The following is a 14,904-nucleotide window of genomic DNA, read 5'->3' as shown; positions in this document are numbered from 1 at the left end:
CGGTTCAGTAGTACCAGGGGAACGGCGACCAGTCGGGGTCGCGTTTCTCGAGGAAGGCATCGCGTCCTTCGACGGCTTCGTCGGTCATATAGCCCAGTCGGGTGGCTTCACCGGCGAAGACCTGCTGGCCGACGAGTCCGTCGTCGACGAGGTTGAAGGCGAACTTGAGCATGCGCTGTGCGTTCGGGGACTTGCCGATGATCTCGCGAGCCATCTGCAGGGCGGCGGTTTCGAGGTCGGCGTGGTCGACGACCTCGTTGACGGCGCCCATATCTGCCATCTCCTGAGCAGAGTAGGTGCGGCCGAGGAAGAAGATCTCACGGGCCTTCTTCTGCCCGACCATCTTCGCCAGATAGGCGGAACCGTAGCCCGCATCATAGGAGCCGACATCGGCATCGGTCTGCTTGAACTTCGCGTGCTCGCGGGAGGCGATGGTCATATCGCACACGACGTGGAGGCTGTGTCCTCCACCGGCGGCCCAGCCGGGGACGACGGCGATGACGACCTTCGGCATGGTGCGGATGAGCCGCTGGACTTCGAGGATGTGGAGGCGTCCGGCCTGTGCCGGATCGACGCTCTCACGGGTCTCACCGGACGCGTACTGGTAGCCGGAGCGACCACGGATGCGCTGGTCGCCGCCGGAGCAGAACGCCCAGCCGCCGTCCTTCTCACTCGGGCCGTTGCCGGTGAGCAGCACGGCGCCGACGTCGGAGGTCTGGCGGGCATGGTCGAGGGCGCGGTAGACCTCGTCGACGGTGTGCGGACGGAAGGCGTTGCGGACCTCGGGGCGGTCGAAGGCGATGCGCACACAGCCGATGTCGCTGCCGGTGGCAGGATCGATGGCCCGGTGGTACGTGATATCGGTGAAGTCGAAGCCGGAGACTTCACGCCAGGCAGAAGTGTCGAAGATGTCTGAAACCGTCATGGTCCCCAGCCTAGCGCGTGGACCTTCGCCCACGGTCCGGGCCCGGGTGGCGAAGGGTGCGGTTCCCAGCGGCAGGCAGGCATGGCAGGGACGGTGAGAGTTAGTCTGGGCTCATGGCCGATTCTGACCGTTCGCGCTCCGGTGCACCCAAACCTGTTCCTCTCTCCTCAGCACCGCTCGATCTTCCCCGACGCTTCGATGAGGTCATCGAGGACCTGCATGTGGTGCGGCTGCCGATGGTCACGCGGTTCAGGGGGATCACGGAGCGGGAGGTGGCGCTCTTCTCGGGCCCCGCCGGGTGGGCGGAGTTCTCCCCGTTCGTCGAATACGACACCGAGGAGGCCAGCCGGTGGCTGCGCGCCTCCCTCGAGTTCTCCGGACTGATCCCGCAGCCCGCCGCCCTCGCCGAGGCGGTGCCCTCCACCGATCAGGGGCGCGGTTGCGCTCCGGTTGCGGTGGCGAGCGGTGAGACCGTCGCCGTCAACGGCACCCTGCCCGCGTGCCCACCGGATCAGGTCGAATCGATCCTGTCTCGCTATGGCCGGGTCGGCACCGTCAAGGCGAAGGTCGCCGAACACGGTATCGACTCCCTCCCAGAGGATCTGAAGCGCCTGCGGGAGTTCCGCAGGCTCTTCCCGGATACGACGCTGCGCCTGGACGCGAACGCCGGTTACACACCGACCGAAGCCCTCGCAGCCTGCGAAGCGTTCGCCGAATTCGATCTCCAGTACTTCGAGCAGCCGGTGCCCGCGGTCGAGCAGCTCGCCGAGCTGCGCGGGCAACTCTCCCGGCGAGGACTGCCGATCGTCATCGCTGCCGACGAATCCATCCGCAAGGCCGAGGATCCGCTGCGCGTGGCAGAGCTCGGGGCAGCCGAGGTCATCATCGTCAAGGTCCAGCCGTTGGGCGGAATCGGCGCCGCCCTCGATGTCATCAGTGCTTCGGGCCTGCCGGCCGTCGTGTCCTCGGCTCTCGAATCCTCTGTCGGCCTGGCCGCCGGTGCCGCACTGGCCGCACTGCTGCCCCGAACGGAAAGCAGTCGTCGACTCCTCGGCGATGATCCGGCCTGCGGGCTCGGCACGGTGCGTCTCTTCGCCGATGACGTCGTGGACCCGAACGCCGGGATGCGCCCAGTCGACGGATACGTCCCCGTCACGCGCATCGCCCCGGACCCTGACCGCCTGCAGGCGCTGGCGGTGGATCCGAGGCGATACGACTGGTGGGCGGAGCGACTCCAGCAGTGCTGGTCGCACCTGCGGCTCGGTTCAGTGCAGGGCTGAGGCTTGAACCGGACCCTGAACTGACTCCTGAGCTCAGCCGGCGTTCTTGACGGCGTCGACGAAGGTCTCGGCCGTCGTCGCCACCGTCGACTCGTCGATGTCGGCGACGTTGGCCGCGGTGACGACGTTGTTGCCGACACGCGCGGTGATCGAGTTCGTGTTGAGGACCGTCTGCCCGCCGGCATCGATCGTGGCCTTGACCCCGAGCGTTTCGTCGGCGCCGGCGACGGTGGCGTCGAAGGATTCGAACTTCATCTTCATCTCGATGCCCTGAGAATTGATGCTCACGTCGCTGCATTTCTCGGTGACCGCGCTCGAGGTCTTCACCTGAGAGGCGGCGGCATCATCGTCGGCGAGGCTGACGAGCCCCACGGACATGGTGTTGTCGCTCGAGACGCCGGTGACCGTGGTGTTGTCGCTGGCCTGGGAGGCATTGAGTGCGGCCATCGACAGGTCCTTGCATTCGCTGGGCTCGTACTCGGCCTGCTCGAGTGCCTTGAGAGCTTCGCTGCCGGAGGCCGAGCCGGTGTCGATGGCCTTGAAGGACAGACCGTCGGCATCGGTGGATTCGAGGATCTTCGTCAGCTGTGCTTCGTCGAGCTGTGTGGCCTGCGGCGCCTCTTCGGTCTGTCCCGCAGTGCCGCTGTCCTGGCTTCCGCCGTCCTGAGATTCGTCGGCGCCGTCTTGGCCGCCCGAGCAGCCCACCAGGGTCAGACCGGCGATGAGTGCGATGGCTGGGAGTATGCGTTTCACAATGGACCTCTCGAGTCAGCGTTCAGTAGGAGAATCGGCGGCCGCAGCATCACGACCGCTCTCAATATATGCGCCCGGTCCGGCATCGGAGTATTCGATCTGTGCCGGATCTGAAACATCGACCGCGGCGGCCGTCTCGGCATGCTCCGGCGCCGAGGCGATCCTGACCGTGGTCACCTCGTCCTGTCCCAGCGTGGTGAAGTGCGCAGTGCGTTTGCCCGGGATGATCGGATCGTGCATGGCTGCTGCCAACCGCCCGGTGAACGTCAGCCGGCCCTTCTTGTCCGCCCGCTGCTGATACGCGTTGTCACCGCTGGGTCCAGAGACCGTGATGTCATAACGGCGTTTGGGTTCGAACAGGCCCGGGGTGCGCACCCGGAAGCTGCCGGTCCCGGACAGGGAGAACCCGGAAGCGCTGACGGCGTCGAAGCGCACGATCTGTGCGCGTCGCCGGGAGATCTCCACTCGCCAACCGTGGATGTCGAAGAGGGCATGACCGGTGAGATAAGAGAACTCCCCGCCGTCGGCGACGCGGCGGCCGCCTCGGCGAGGGAGAGGTTCCTCCCAGCCGGCCGAGCCCGAGCTGCCGGCCGAGCCCGAGCTGCCGGCCGACCCGGACCCGCCAGACTCTGTCCGATCCGAGGTTCGAACCGAACTCGCATAGTTCCGGCGGCGGGCCAAGGTCTTCAGCCACGCTCCGAGCTCACGTTCCCAGCTGCTCCAGTTGTGCAGGCCGCTGGTGCGGGGAAACCACGAGTGGCGGATGCCGAGGGCGTTGAGGCGGGCGGAGAAGCGCTCGCCCTGAGAATTGATCATCGACTCGAGCAGGTCACGGTCCTTCGACTCATCGAGGCTGCCGGAGCCGGCGCTGAACCACAGGTCCATGCCGGTCAGATTCTCGGCCAGGGCGTACGGGGAGTTCGCCAGCCATTCGCTGCGATCGGGCACGGGGTCGCCGAAGAGCGTCATCGACCGCGCACCCTCGCGCATGGCGATGATGTCGAAGGCCGGCACCGTTGACAGCGGGTCCAGGGGTGAGGAGAAGGCGGCCGCGGCACCGTAGCGGTCGGGATGCCAGGCGGCGTACTTCATTGCGCCGTACCCGCCCATCGACAGTCCGGCGAGCAGCTGGTTCTCCGGGGTGAAGTCCACGGAATAGGTGGCGTCGAGGAACTCGGGGATCTCCTCGGTGTGGAAGCGCGGCCAATCGTGGACCTCGCTGCCCACGGCCAGCCGAGAATACGTTCCGGCCCCGCCGTCGGGCATGACGACGAGGTAGGGGGAATCGAGTGTGAGCTCCTCGGCGGACCCGAAGTCCGTCCATGACCGGAAGTCGTCTCCGCCGCCGTGGAACAGGTGGATGACAGGGCTGACCTCGGCGGGGATGCCCGGCAGCAGCACACGGACTCCGACAGTGCGGCCGAGAGCGGGGGAGTAGATGAAGAATTCGCGCAGCCTCGGCGAGAGTTTGCGTTTGTCGCGGATGTGCCATTTCCGGGCGTCCTTGCCGCGGGGTTCCGGGCCGAGGAAGGCACTGTTCTGGTCGAGGACGGGATACCGTCCGCGCTGTGCGCGAGCCGCGGTCAGCGTGCGGATGGCACGTGCTCCCATCGCGATGATCAACGAGCGGCGCATTTCTCGAGGATAGAGGGCGGAGGTGAACCACAGGGGGTCAGGTGGTTGAATATCAGGTGATGTCGAATTCGAGCGCGGTGGCGCAGCAGATTGCCCGAAGCCTGGTCCACGCCGGTGTCAGTGATGTCGTCCTCGCCCCCGGTTCACGGTCCGCGCCCTTGGTCTATGCCCTGGCGCCGCTGAACGAGGCGGGGCTCATCCGGACTCATGTGCGCGTCGATGAGCGCGATGCCGCCTTCCTCGCCCTCGGTCTGGCCCGGGGTCTGCGTGCGCGCGGCAGCGAGTCCGCCGTGGCGGTCGTGACGACGTCCGGATCGGCCGTGGCCAACCTCCACCCTGCCGTCCTCGAAGCCTCGTACGGGCATCTGCCGCTGCTCGCGCTCACCGCGGATCGCCCCGCTCGGCTGCGCCGCACCGGAGCCAACCAGACCATCGACGACCAGTCACAGGTGCTCAGCGACGTCCGTGCCCGTTTCGATATCCCGGCCGGGGACAGCGCCGAGGCGGTCGCCCGATCCGTGTCGGAGGCCGTGGCTGCGGCACTGGGATCTCACAAGGACACCGTCACCGAGGCGGCCGGCCCCGTCCAGTTCAATGTGCAGTTCGACACCCCCTTGGTTCCCACCCCGGGGGAGCTGAACGCGTGGACGGACGAGATCGGCGCGCTGGCTGCGAACGACGCAGGGCGACGTGCGAGGGCGACCGTGTCTGAGTCTCGTGCGCACCTCGGAGTCACCATCACCGACGGGACCGTCCTCGTCGCCGGGGACGCCGGCGGGTATCCGGCCGAATCTCTGCATGCGCTCGCCGCCGACCAGCATCTTCCGGTGCTTGCCGAACCATCGAGCCCGCTGGCTCGCACCGCTGTTGATTCGAAGGAATCCTCGACTTCCGGATCATTCGAACCCTCGACGGTCGTGCCGGCTCATGCCCGCGTGCTCAGCAATCACCCCGAGCTGCGCGAGAGTATCCGCACCGTCATCGTCCACGGAAAGCCGACCCTGACCAGGCCCGTGGCGGCACTGCTGCCCGACGAATCCGTGACTGTGCAGCACGTTCCGGACGCCATCGATGCGTTCGATATGACCGTCCACGACGAGAGGGCCGAAGGGCTGCCGGCAGCGGGAGAGGCGCAGGGGATTGCCGCCTCGGGGCTGGCCTGGGTGCGCGCCTGGATCGACGCCGGGACGTCCCTCGTGGCAGCCGCACGAGCAGAGCGGGCCGCGGAATCCCTCCCGGAACCGACCGCGGCCGAGACCTCCAATACCACCTCGGCGAGGGAATTCCAGTCGACCGCACGGACGATTACCGAGCGGCTGGCCGCGCAGGACCTCACGCTGTTCGTGGCCAGCTCGAATTCGGTGCGCTACCTCAGCGACGCCACCGACATCCGCGCCCGCATCCACGCCTCACGCGGGCTCGCCGGAATCGACGGACTGATCTCGACGGCGACAGGTCTGTCCTTGGGCCTGGGGGAGCCGGTCATCCTGCTCATCGGTGATATCGCCATGCTCCACGACATCGGCGGACTGCTCACCCCGAGCGCCGAGGCTGCCGGTGACGTGACGATCGTCGTACTCAACGACGACGGGGGAGCGATCTTCTCCGGGCTCGAACATTCTCAGCCCCACCTCGAAGGTTTCATGGAGCGCTATTTCACGGTCCCGCACGGTCGCGGATTCGCCGAGCTCGCCGCGGCCTACGGCTGGGAGTACATGCGAGTCAGCGACCTGGTGAGCTTCGACCATGCCATGGACGAGGGCCTCGGCGCCGCCGACGATCGCAGCGCGACCACCGCCAGCGCTCGTCGCATCATCGAAGTCCGACTCGACTGAGCCCGCGCAGCTTTTACGCTGCATGGCAGGAGACTGCCTACCTGTTCCGGTCGCCGGCCAACGCGCGCCGTCTGCTCGATGCCTATGACCGTGCCAGCGGCGGGAAGGTCGAGTTCCACGACCTTGATCGCGCGGATGAGGGAGCCTGAGTGCGTCTGGTCTGGGACGAGGCGGCCTGGGAGGACTACAAACACTGGCAGACTGCCGATCGGAAGATACTGAAGCGCATCGATACGCTCATCGACGCCTGCCTGCGTGAACCGTTCTCGGGGATCGGCAGGCCCGAACAGCTGAAGTACGGAGCCCAGGGCTCGTGGTCGCGGCGCATCACCGAGGAGCACCGACTGGTCTATCTCGTCGTCGACGAAGACCTCGTGATTCTTCAGGCCCACTACCACTGCTGAGTCAATGGCCTTCGGTGTGGGCACACGGCCCGCCTTACCGGACGCCCGGCGCTCACCTTCGCCGAGTGGGCGCGGGACAACGTCGGGGAGTTCCGATAACGATCGGTACCGTCAATCCAAACCGAGCGCACGGCGCATCGGCTTGAGCTTCGCATCCGTCTCGGCCACCTCGGTGTCGGGATCCGAATCCGGCATGATTCCGGCCCCGGCATACAGCCGGATCCGATTGCGGTCCTCGAGCTGACCGCAGCGCAGTGCGATGCCGAACTGGCCGTTGCCGCGCCCGTCCATCCACCCGACGGGACCGGAGTAACGGCCGCGGTCGAGGGGTTCGAGCTCATCGACATGCGCCACCGCGCTCGCCTGCGGGTACCCGCCGACGGCCGCGGTCGGGTGGACCGCTGCGGCGACGTCGAGGGCGGTGAGTCCGGACTCGGGGGACAGGTTCGCCTGCGCGTCCGACGCCGAATGGATGACATTGGCCAAGGGCAGGAGGTGGGGGCGCTCATCGACGGTGACATCCTCGGCGACCGAACCGAGGCTGCGCTGCAGCGAGGCGATGGCGAAGGCATGCTCGGTGCTGTCCTTGTGCGCGCTCAGCAGCCTCCGGGCCGCAGGCATCTCCTCCATCGGGTCTTTCTCCACTCGGTAGGTCCCGGCGAGCACACGTGAGGTGACTCTGCCGTTCTCGACCCCGATGAGCAGTTCCGGGGTCGACCCGATGAGACCGGCGATGTCGAAGGTCCAGCAGCTCGGGTAGCTGCGGTTGAGCGCGCCGAGCACCGCACGCACGTCGATGTCCTCATCGGTGGTGACGACCTCGTCGCGGGCGAGGACGATCTTACGCAGAGTCGGATCCTCCGCAAATGCATCCACTTCTGCGGAGGTGTCGATCGGGGTGAGCATGCCGGCGACCTGCTCGACGAGCCGAGCCCACTTCTCGGGACCGAGGTGCCCGGCTTCGGCCCGGGCCGACTGCACCCGCTGCAGCGGTTCGGCCTGCAGCACCGGAGGCAGCGGCGGCACCTCGGCCGTCGAGATCGAAGTCAGCCACACGCGACCGCCGCGGCGGCCGAGAACGAACTCGGGGACGTGGATGATCGAATCGACCTCAGATTCGCCCGAATACGCGACCGTGGCAAAGCACATGAGCCCGGATCCGAGCAGATCGACCTCATCCTCGATCTGAGCCGCCTCGGTGATGGCCTTCCACGCATCCGAGAGCTCGGTGAACCGCTGCCGACCGCGAGCACGGATGCGCAGGGTGCGGCCGAAGCCGATGAGACCGGAGGTGTCTCGGACCCAACAGGAGAAGCCGTCGGTCGGCAGCAGCTCGAGCGTCTGCTCCACGGTCGTGGGCAGACCCGACTCGAAGGGGAAGCCGGGCCCGGGATCGACGTCGTCGACGAAACGGGACCGCACGCGCAGACGCGGAGGAGCGGAGAGGATGTCGGAAGTGCCGAAAGTCAAAGTCATGTCGCCTCGAGTCTAGTTCAGTATCAACCCTGTCAGGCATCCGGATTCGCCCTCCCGGTTGAGGTGTTGAGAGAATATGCTCATGAACCGTGCCAAGCTGGACAAACAGCCCGCCGACGTCGCGTCGATGTTCGATGATGTCGCCTCCCGATACGACCTGACGAACGACGTCCTCTCCTTCGGACTCGCTCGCGTCTGGAGGCGCACCGTCGCCCATTCCGTGGCCGCCGGACCCGGTGAGCGCGTGCTCGATCTGGCCGCCGGCACCGGCACCTCCTCGATGACGTTCACCCACCACGGCGCCGAAGTGGTGGCCGGGGACATCTCCACCGGTATGCTCGCCGAGGGCCGCCGTCGGCACCCGCAGATCGACTTCATCTACGCCGATGCGATGGACCTGCCCTTCGCCGATTCGAGCTTCGACGTCGTCACGATCTCCTTCGGCATCCGCAACGTCAACGACGTCGATCAGGCTCTGACCGAGATGCTGCGCGTGCTCAAACCCGGCGGACGCCTCGTCATCTGCGAATTCTCCACTCCGACGCTCGACGCTTTCAGCCTCGTGTACAAGGAATACCTGATGAAGGCCCTGCCCGCCGTGGCACGTGCCGTGTCCTCGAACCCGGAAGCCTATGTCTACCTCGCCGAGTCGATCCGTGAATGGCCGAACCAGGACGCCTTCGCCCACCAGATCCTCGACGCCGGCTTCGACCAGGTGAAGTACCGCAACCTCACCGGCGGAATCGTCGCCGTCCACCATGCCCTCAAGCCCGCCGAGGCGGCCGACACCGCGGAGTCGACCCAGCCTTGACGATGAATGAGTTCGATGCCGAAGTCGTCGTCGTCGGTGCCGGCCCGGCCGGCTCCGCGATCGGCGCCTACCTCGCCCAGGCCGGGCACGAGGTCATCATCCTGGAGAAGTCAGGATTCCCGCGCGACAAGATCTGCGGCGACGCCCTGACCCCGCGCGCAGTCAAAGAGGCCGGCTACCTCGGAATGGAGCTGCCGGAAGCCGACGGCTGGCACAGGAACAAGGGCCTGCGACTCATCGGCGGCGGCCACCGTCTCGAACTCGACTGGCCCGATATCGACGGCACTCCGAACTACGGGGTGACCCGCCCGCGCATGAGCATGGACGAAGCCTTCGCCCGCCACGCTCAACGCAGCGGGGCACGACTCTTCGAACAGGTTCGCGCCATGTCGCCGGACATCGGCGAAGACGGATGGATCCGCGGCGTCCACGCCTCCGGAACCGACCACCGAGGCCGCCGTGTGGGACCCGAAGCCCACTTCCGGGCCCCGATCGTCATCGCCGCAGACGGAGTCTCCTCCCGGCTGGCCGTGTCCATGGGATTGGAGAAGCGCGACGACCGGCCGATGGGAATCGCCGCTCGCGCCTATCACACGACTCCACGGCACGCCGATGACTACATCGAATCCTGGGTGGAGATGCGGTCGACGAACGCGGCCGGGGAATCCGAGACCCTGCCCGGATACGGGTGGATCTTCCCCCTCGGCGACGGCACCGTGAACATCGGTGCCGGACTGCTCGACTCCTCACCCCAATTCAAGTCCGTGGATCTGCGCGGAATGATGAACCAGTGGATCGCTGACATGGGGCACGAGTGGGGCATCGACGAATCCACCTCTCTGGGCCCGATCAAATCCGCGGCCCTGCCGATGGCCTTCAACCGCACACCGCACTTCCACCGCGGTCTGCTGCTCGTCGGCGATTCCGGCGGAATGGTCAACCCGTTCAACGGCGAAGGCATCGACTATGCGCTGGAATCCGCGCGTATCGCCGCCGAGGTGATCTCCACCTATTCGCGCTACCCGCAGGCCGTGATGCGTCGTCGCTTGGAGGAGTACCCGTCGCTGCTCGGAGACTCCCTGGGCGGATACTTCACCCTGGGTCGCGTTTTCGCCTCGATCATCGGCCATCCTGCGCTCATGCAGTTCGGAATCAAGTACGGTATGGGTGTTGACGTTGTGATGGAGTTCGTCGTCAAATTGTTGGCGAACCTCTACCGCGACCCGAAGGTCTCCGAGGCCGATCTCATCGACAGGGTGATCTCCGCCCTGACCCGAATCGTCCCGGCCACCAGCAATGTCTGAGCGCACGGACCACGGTGAGACCACAGTGAAGAACTCTGAGCGCAAGGGCTGTGACAACGGCATGCCGAGAACGACTACGACGAATGACGAGGACATGAGCCACCTAGCCTCTCCGGCCACCTTCACCGGTGACGACGCCCAGCTCGCGGCAGAGATCTCGACCCAGTTGGAAACCGTGGAGGCCCGTCTCTACGAGGTCACCGAACAGACACGGAGACTGCCCGATGAGACATCGAAGCATCTGCTGGCCGCCGGCGGAAAACGAGCCCGTCCGAACCTGGTGCTGCTCACCGCCCGCCTCGGCGATGCGAACAACGACGACATCATCGACGCGGCCGTCGCGGTCGAACTCATTCATCTCGCATCGCTGTACCATGACGACGTCATGGACGACGCGCCCGTGCGCCGCGGAGCACCGGCCGCCCACGAGGTGTGGGGCAATTCGGTGGCGATCCTCACCGGCGATCTGCTCTTCTCCAAGGCCTCCGGCGTCACCGCGAACCTCGGCCCCGAAGCCGTGCGCATCCAAGCGGAGACATTCGAGCGTCTCGTCCTCGGTCAGCTCAACGAATTCGCCGGCCCGCCGGAGGACGCCGACGAGATCGAGCACTACATCCAGGTGCTCGCCGACAAGACCGGATCGCTCATCGCGACCTCGGCGCGCTTCGGCGTCATGTTCTCCGGAGCCGATGAGGCGCTGGCCGAACCCGTCCGGGTCTTCGGCGAACGCGTCGGTGTGGCCTTCCAGCTCGCCGATGACATCATCGACCTGACCACGACATCCTCCGAGTCGGGCAAGACCCCGGGCACGGATCTGCGTGAACGCGTGCCCACCCTGCCCGTGCTCTACGTGAGGGCCGCTGCCGCCGACGGGGATGCCGCCGCCGCCGAGGTGGTCGACCTCCTCGACGCGGATCTGACCTCCGATGACGCTTTGGAAGCCGCTCGTGCTGCGCTGGCGGCCCATCCTGTGACCGAGAAGGCCCGAGCAGAAGCATTGCGCTGGGCCGATGAGGCCAAGGCGGCTCTGGTCCCGTTGCCGGAGGGGCGTGTCAAGGACTCGCTGTTCGCCTTCGCCGACTCCGTCGTCGCCCGCACCTCCTGAAACCTTCTTCCGACCGCTTCTGATCAGTTTCTCGGCCGTTACGGCACAGGCACAAAGGACATACCGCGATGACGCACACCTCGGCTTCGGCACCAGTTCGGCCCCCGCAGAGACTCCGTGCCGCCGACTGGGTCGGACTCGGCGTGCTCGCATTGCTGCTCGTCGTCGGCCTGAGCTGGTCGAAATGGCTGCCGTACTGGGACAAGACTCTGACCCTGAGCCAGACCTCGCTGTGGGAGGGCTCGCCGCTCTTCGACGCCGCCGGGGATTCGGTGTCGCTGTCCGGTGCGTGGGACTTCACGTTGGTGTACTTCACCGCCGTGTGGAAGGCCCTGCTCGTGGCGCTGGTCGTCGCGGCCGCCGTCGATGCCCTGGTGCCGCGGGACTGGCTGCTGAGGCTGCTCAACCGGCGCAGCCACACCGGTCAGTCCCTCGTCGGTGCCGTCTTGTCGATGCCGTCGATGATGTGCACCTGCTGTGCGGCGCCGGTGGCCGCAGGTCTGCGGGATTCGGGCGTGCGGCGGTCGGCCGCTCTTGCCTATTGGGTGGGCAATCCGCTGCTCAACCCCGCAGTCCTCATCTTCTTGGCCCTCGTCCTGCCGTGGCAGTACATGGCCGTGCGCATCGTCTTCGCGCTCCTCGTCGCGGTCGGTGCGGCTGCTCTCATCGGACGGTGGGTGAGCGGTCCCGCCGAGGTGGCACCCGAGCCCGACGCCGCCTCGGCGCGTCTGTCGTCGCTGCCCACCCGCTATCTGCGGTCCTTGGCCAGGTTCACGCTCATCCTCGTGCCCGAACACCTTGCGCTCGTGTTCGTCATCGGACTCATCGCACCGTGGCTGACCGGGGTATTCGGGCTCGAAGCCCAGTTGGGTGCCGGCGCGGTCCTGATCGTGGCGGTCGCAGCGACCCTGCTGGTCATTCCCACCGGTGGAGAGATCCCGATCATCCTCACCCTCGTGCCACTCGGCGTCGGAGCCGGTGTCACGGGTGCACTGCTCATCGCGCTGCCGGCGCTGAGCATTCCGTCGATGGTCATGGTCGGCAAGGCGATGGGGTGGAAGACGACGGCAGCAATGGGTGCCGCCGTCGCGGTCGCTGCGGTACTGGCCGGGGGAGCGCTGGCCCTGCTCAGCTGAGCCACGGCACGGTGGGACCGCCTCGGTGACGGTGACTTTTGGCCCCGATCGAGCTGACTACGTCGTCAGACGGCGGAGGGTGAGATAGGACCCGGCCCCGAAGACCACGGTCAGCCCCAGCGCCCACAGTGCCAGTCCGAGCGCCTCCGCCTGCGCCAGCCACATCCACACCTCGCCCCAGCCCCGACTGATGCTCACCCATGCGGCTCCGGCGAGCAGCACGATGCCGATGACGATGAGTGCTACGGTCAGAATGAGCGAGCCGAAGCGGTGCTTGACGATCGCAAACCAGAAGCCGAGGACGAACCACAGCATCGTGAGTACGAAGTAGATGAGCCCGGCGGCGAAGGGGCCGTGCTCCCACACCCACGGCAGATAGGCGAAGTAGCCGCCCATGCCGTAGCCGTCGGTGGCCTGTTCGATGAGTCCGAGCGCGACGAAGACGGCCGAGATCCCCACGGCGCTGAATGCGGCCGCGATCAGGGAGCCGAGGTAGAACTCCCGGCGGGTAAGGCTCATGGCCTGTGAGAAGTAGAACGTGAGATTCATCGCCTGGGCACCGACGACGGCGAAGTACCACAGCGGTGCCTGTGACCCTCCGCTGTACATCGGGCCGTCCGCTCCCGATGAGGAGATGATCCAGTAGATGACGAGAGTGATCAGCCACACCCCGCCGAGGACGAGGACGGGTACCCAGACGAAGGTCTGCGTATTCGTGAACTGGAGGCGGACGACTCCCAGCGTGCGGTTCTTCGGTCGGGCGGCTGGTGTCTGGGGCGGGTGGTCGAGTGCGGCGGTCATGACTGGAGGCTCCTGATGTCGTTCTCGGCTCTCGGATGGTCCGAGGCGTCTGCCTGTGTGCTGCGGACGATGAGCTGCTGGAGGGAGACGGGAGTGAGATCGAGGTTGGCCTCGGCGATGAGTTCGCGATCGGCATTGCTGAGGTGGCCGAGCATCGTCACCGAGGCGACTCGACCGAGGAATTCGCGGTGGATGACCTCACGGCCGGCAGCGAGGCGGTTGATCGCATCGGCGTCGCCGACGATGTTGACCGCACGGTTGCGGACCTCCTCGGTGGTCTCGTCCATGATGATGCTGCCGCGGTCGATGACGATGACGTTCTCAATGAGATCGGCAACTTCGTCGATGAGGTGGCTTGAGAGCACGATGGTGCGCGGATGCTCTGCGTAGTCGGCGATGAGCCGGTCGTAGAAGGTCTGCCGGGCGACGGCGTCGAAGCCGAGGTGGGGCTCGTCGAAGAAGGTGATCTCGGCGCGGGAGGCCAGGCCGATGATGACGCCGACGGCCGACTGCTGGCCGCGGGAGAGCTTCTTGATCGGCGTCTTCAGCGGTAGTTGGAAGTCGTCGATGAGCTCCTCGGCGAAGTCGTGGTCCCAGTGCGGGAAGAACAGTCGGGCGTTCGCGAACGCATGCGTCGCGTTGGAGTCGTCGGGGTATCTCTGGCTTTCGCGGACGAAGCACATGCGGCCCAGCACCCGGGCGTTCTCGTACGGGTTCTCTCCGAAGACTTCGACCTCCCCGCTGGTGGCGAAGTTCTGGGCGGTGAGGATCGACATCAGTGTCGTCTTGCCCGCGCCGTTGCGGCCGAGCAGTCCGTAGATCGAATCCTCGTCGATGGTGAGGCTGATGTCGTTGAGCGCGGTGGTGTGTTTGAACGTCTTGGTGAGGTGGCGGATCTCGACGACGGAGTTCATGAGTCATCCCTTCGCTTCGGTCGGGTCAAGTGCGGTGGTCAGGCGGAGTTCGTGGGAGCGCTCTTCGATGAGCGCGATCACGTCCTTCGCGCCGAGGCCGAGGCGGTTGGCCTCGCTCAGCAGGGGGCTGATGAAGTTCTCGGAGAATTCGGTGCGGTGTTCGTTGATGAGCAGAGCGCGGGCTCCCTCGGTGACGAACATTCCGATGCCGCGCCGCTTCTCCAGCACGCCCTTGTCGACGAGCCGGTGGATGCCTTTGGCTGCAGTGGCCGGATTGATGGAGTAGAAGGTCGCGAGTTCATTCGTCGATGGTGCTCGGGAAAGCTCGGGCAAGGTGCCGTTGAGGATGGAGTCCTCGACCTTCTCTGCGATCTGAGTGAACAGGGGTTTGGCGTCGTCGATCACATTCGGCTCCATGTGAGTTGGTTAGTTACTTAACTAATGAACCATGGTGCCGAGGGTGGTGTCAAGGGTCGGGGGCGATCCGAGCGGGTAATCCTGGGGCCCGCCCCAATTGCTACCTGA

The 14,904-nt window shown here is 66.3% G+C and carries 14 protein-coding genes; 7 read left to right on the top strand and 7 right to left on the bottom strand.

Translation table 11 applies throughout. The features are described from left to right. Positions 1 to 4: 4 nt before the first annotated feature. Entirely contained in the window at positions 5 to 925 is a 921-nt protein-coding gene (locus tag AD89_RS0106295) for a 1,4-dihydroxy-2-naphthoyl-CoA synthase (RefSeq protein WP_025777759.1), read from the bottom strand. Between the two features lie 113 nt (positions 926 to 1,038). Between AD89_RS0106295 and AD89_RS0106290 the strand changes: the two genes are divergently transcribed. Then, a complete protein-coding gene (locus AD89_RS0106290; RefSeq protein ID WP_025777758.1) occupies positions 1,039 to 2,205 on the top strand; it encodes an o-succinylbenzoate synthase in 1,167 nt (388 codons plus the stop codon). Between the two features lie 33 nt (positions 2,206 to 2,238). On the opposite strand, the gene AD89_RS0106285 is transcribed toward AD89_RS0106290, so the two are convergent. Together AD89_RS0106285 and AD89_RS0106280 are read right to left on the bottom strand one after the other, a co-directional pair. Next, positions 2,239 to 2,958, bottom strand: coding sequence for a hypothetical protein (locus tag AD89_RS0106285; RefSeq protein WP_025777757.1), 720 nt, complete (start codon positions 2,956 to 2,958; stop codon positions 2,239 to 2,241). Positions 2,959 to 2,973: 15 nt separating this feature from the next. Next, on the bottom strand, positions 2,974 to 4,593 hold the full coding sequence (locus AD89_RS0106280) for an alpha/beta hydrolase (RefSeq protein ID WP_025777756.1): 1,620 nt from the start codon (positions 4,591 to 4,593) through the stop codon (positions 2,974 to 2,976). A gap of 59 nt (positions 4,594 to 4,652) precedes the next feature. Between AD89_RS0106280 and menD the strand changes: the two genes are divergently transcribed. Further along, on the top strand, positions 4,653 to 6,428 hold the full coding sequence (gene menD, locus AD89_RS0106275; protein WP_025777755.1) for a 2-succinyl-5-enolpyruvyl-6-hydroxy-3-cyclohexene-1-carboxylic-acid synthase: 1,776 nt from the start codon (positions 4,653 to 4,655) through the stop codon (positions 6,426 to 6,428). Between the two features lie 149 nt (positions 6,429 to 6,577). Beyond that, positions 6,578 to 6,832 (top strand): Txe/YoeB family addiction module toxin, encoded by a 255-nt coding sequence (locus tag AD89_RS0106270; protein WP_025777754.1) that lies wholly within the window; start codon positions 6,578 to 6,580, stop codon positions 6,830 to 6,832. Between the two features lie 111 nt (positions 6,833 to 6,943). Here AD89_RS0106270 and AD89_RS0106265 read toward each other — a convergent pair whose 3' ends face one another. After that, positions 6,944 to 8,308 (bottom strand): isochorismate synthase, encoded by a 1,365-nt coding sequence (locus tag AD89_RS0106265; protein ID WP_025777753.1) that lies wholly within the window; start codon positions 8,306 to 8,308, stop codon positions 6,944 to 6,946. An 82-nt stretch (positions 8,309 to 8,390) separates the two neighbouring features. On the opposite strand from AD89_RS0106265, the gene AD89_RS0106260 reads away from it, so the two are divergent. From AD89_RS0106260 to AD89_RS0106245, 4 genes are all read left to right on the top strand, one after another. Then, the gene (locus AD89_RS0106260) at positions 8,391 to 9,119 is read left to right on the top strand and encodes a demethylmenaquinone methyltransferase (RefSeq protein ID WP_025777752.1); all 729 of its coding nucleotides are present in this window, start codon (positions 8,391 to 8,393) and stop codon (positions 9,117 to 9,119) included. A 2-nt stretch (positions 9,120 to 9,121) separates the two neighbouring features. Continuing rightward, positions 9,122 to 10,423, top strand: a complete 1,302-nt coding sequence (locus AD89_RS0106255; protein ID WP_025777751.1) for a geranylgeranyl reductase family protein — start codon at positions 9,122 to 9,124, stop codon at positions 10,421 to 10,423. 94 nt (positions 10,424 to 10,517) lie between these two features. Next, on the top strand, positions 10,518 to 11,528 hold the full coding sequence (locus tag AD89_RS0106250; RefSeq protein ID WP_025777750.1) for a polyprenyl synthetase family protein: 1,011 nt from the start codon (positions 10,518 to 10,520) through the stop codon (positions 11,526 to 11,528). Positions 11,529 to 11,596: 68 nt separating this feature from the next. Next, on the top strand, positions 11,597 to 12,664 hold the full coding sequence (locus AD89_RS0106245; protein WP_025777749.1) for a permease: 1,068 nt from the start codon (positions 11,597 to 11,599) through the stop codon (positions 12,662 to 12,664). Between the two features lie 57 nt (positions 12,665 to 12,721). Here AD89_RS0106245 and AD89_RS0106240 read toward each other — a convergent pair whose 3' ends face one another. From AD89_RS0106240 to AD89_RS0106230, 3 genes are read right to left on the bottom strand one after another with little or no spacing between them, the layout of a single operon-like run. After that, positions 12,722 to 13,465, bottom strand: a complete 744-nt coding sequence (locus AD89_RS0106240; protein ID WP_025777748.1) for a hypothetical protein — start codon at positions 13,463 to 13,465, stop codon at positions 12,722 to 12,724. Next, complete coding sequence (locus tag AD89_RS0106235; RefSeq protein ID WP_025777747.1) at positions 13,462 to 14,379, bottom strand: ABC transporter ATP-binding protein; 918 nt, start codon at positions 14,377 to 14,379, stop codon at positions 13,462 to 13,464. The genes AD89_RS0106240 and AD89_RS0106235 overlap by 4 nt, the downstream gene beginning before the upstream one ends. Positions 14,380 to 14,382: 3 nt before the next feature. After that, complete coding sequence (locus AD89_RS0106230) at positions 14,383 to 14,784, bottom strand: GntR family transcriptional regulator (RefSeq protein ID WP_025777746.1); 402 nt, start codon at positions 14,782 to 14,784, stop codon at positions 14,383 to 14,385. Positions 14,785 to 14,904: the final 120 nt, after the last annotated feature.

Source organism: Brevibacterium sp. VCM10 (genome assembly GCF_000583215.1).
GTDB lineage: Bacteria > Actinomycetota > Actinomycetes > Actinomycetales > Brevibacteriaceae > Brevibacterium > Brevibacterium linens.
This window is presented reverse-complemented; position numbering and strand designations above follow the sequence as displayed.

Coding starts and splice junctions, on each gene's coding strand:
- AD89_RS0106255 (WP_025777751.1), top strand. CDS start 9,122: ATGAATGAGTTCGATGCCGAAGTCGTCGTCGTCGGTGCCGGCCCGGCC.
- AD89_RS0106280 (WP_025777756.1), bottom strand. CDS start 4,593: ATGCGCCGCTCGTTGATCATCGCGATGGGAGCACGTGCCATCCGCACG.
- AD89_RS0106235 (WP_025777747.1), bottom strand. CDS start 14,379: ATGAACTCCGTCGTCGAGATCCGCCACCTCACCAAGACGTTCAAACAC.
- AD89_RS0106250 (WP_025777750.1), top strand. CDS start 10,518: ATGAGCCACCTAGCCTCTCCGGCCACCTTCACCGGTGACGACGCCCAG.
- AD89_RS0106265 (WP_025777753.1), bottom strand. CDS start 8,308: ATGACTTTGACTTTCGGCACTTCCGACATCCTCTCCGCTCCTCCGCGT.
- AD89_RS0106240 (WP_025777748.1), bottom strand. CDS start 13,465: ATGACCGCCGCACTCGACCACCCGCCCCAGACACCAGCCGCCCGACCG.
- AD89_RS0106290 (WP_025777758.1), top strand. CDS start 1,039: ATGGCCGATTCTGACCGTTCGCGCTCCGGTGCACCCAAACCTGTTCCT.
- menD (WP_025777755.1), top strand. CDS start 4,653: ATGTCGAATTCGAGCGCGGTGGCGCAGCAGATTGCCCGAAGCCTGGTC.
- AD89_RS0106295 (WP_025777759.1), bottom strand. CDS start 925: ATGACGGTTTCAGACATCTTCGACACTTCTGCCTGGCGTGAAGTCTCC.
- AD89_RS0106245 (WP_025777749.1), top strand. CDS start 11,597: ATGACGCACACCTCGGCTTCGGCACCAGTTCGGCCCCCGCAGAGACTC.
- AD89_RS0106260 (WP_025777752.1), top strand. CDS start 8,391: ATGAACCGTGCCAAGCTGGACAAACAGCCCGCCGACGTCGCGTCGATG.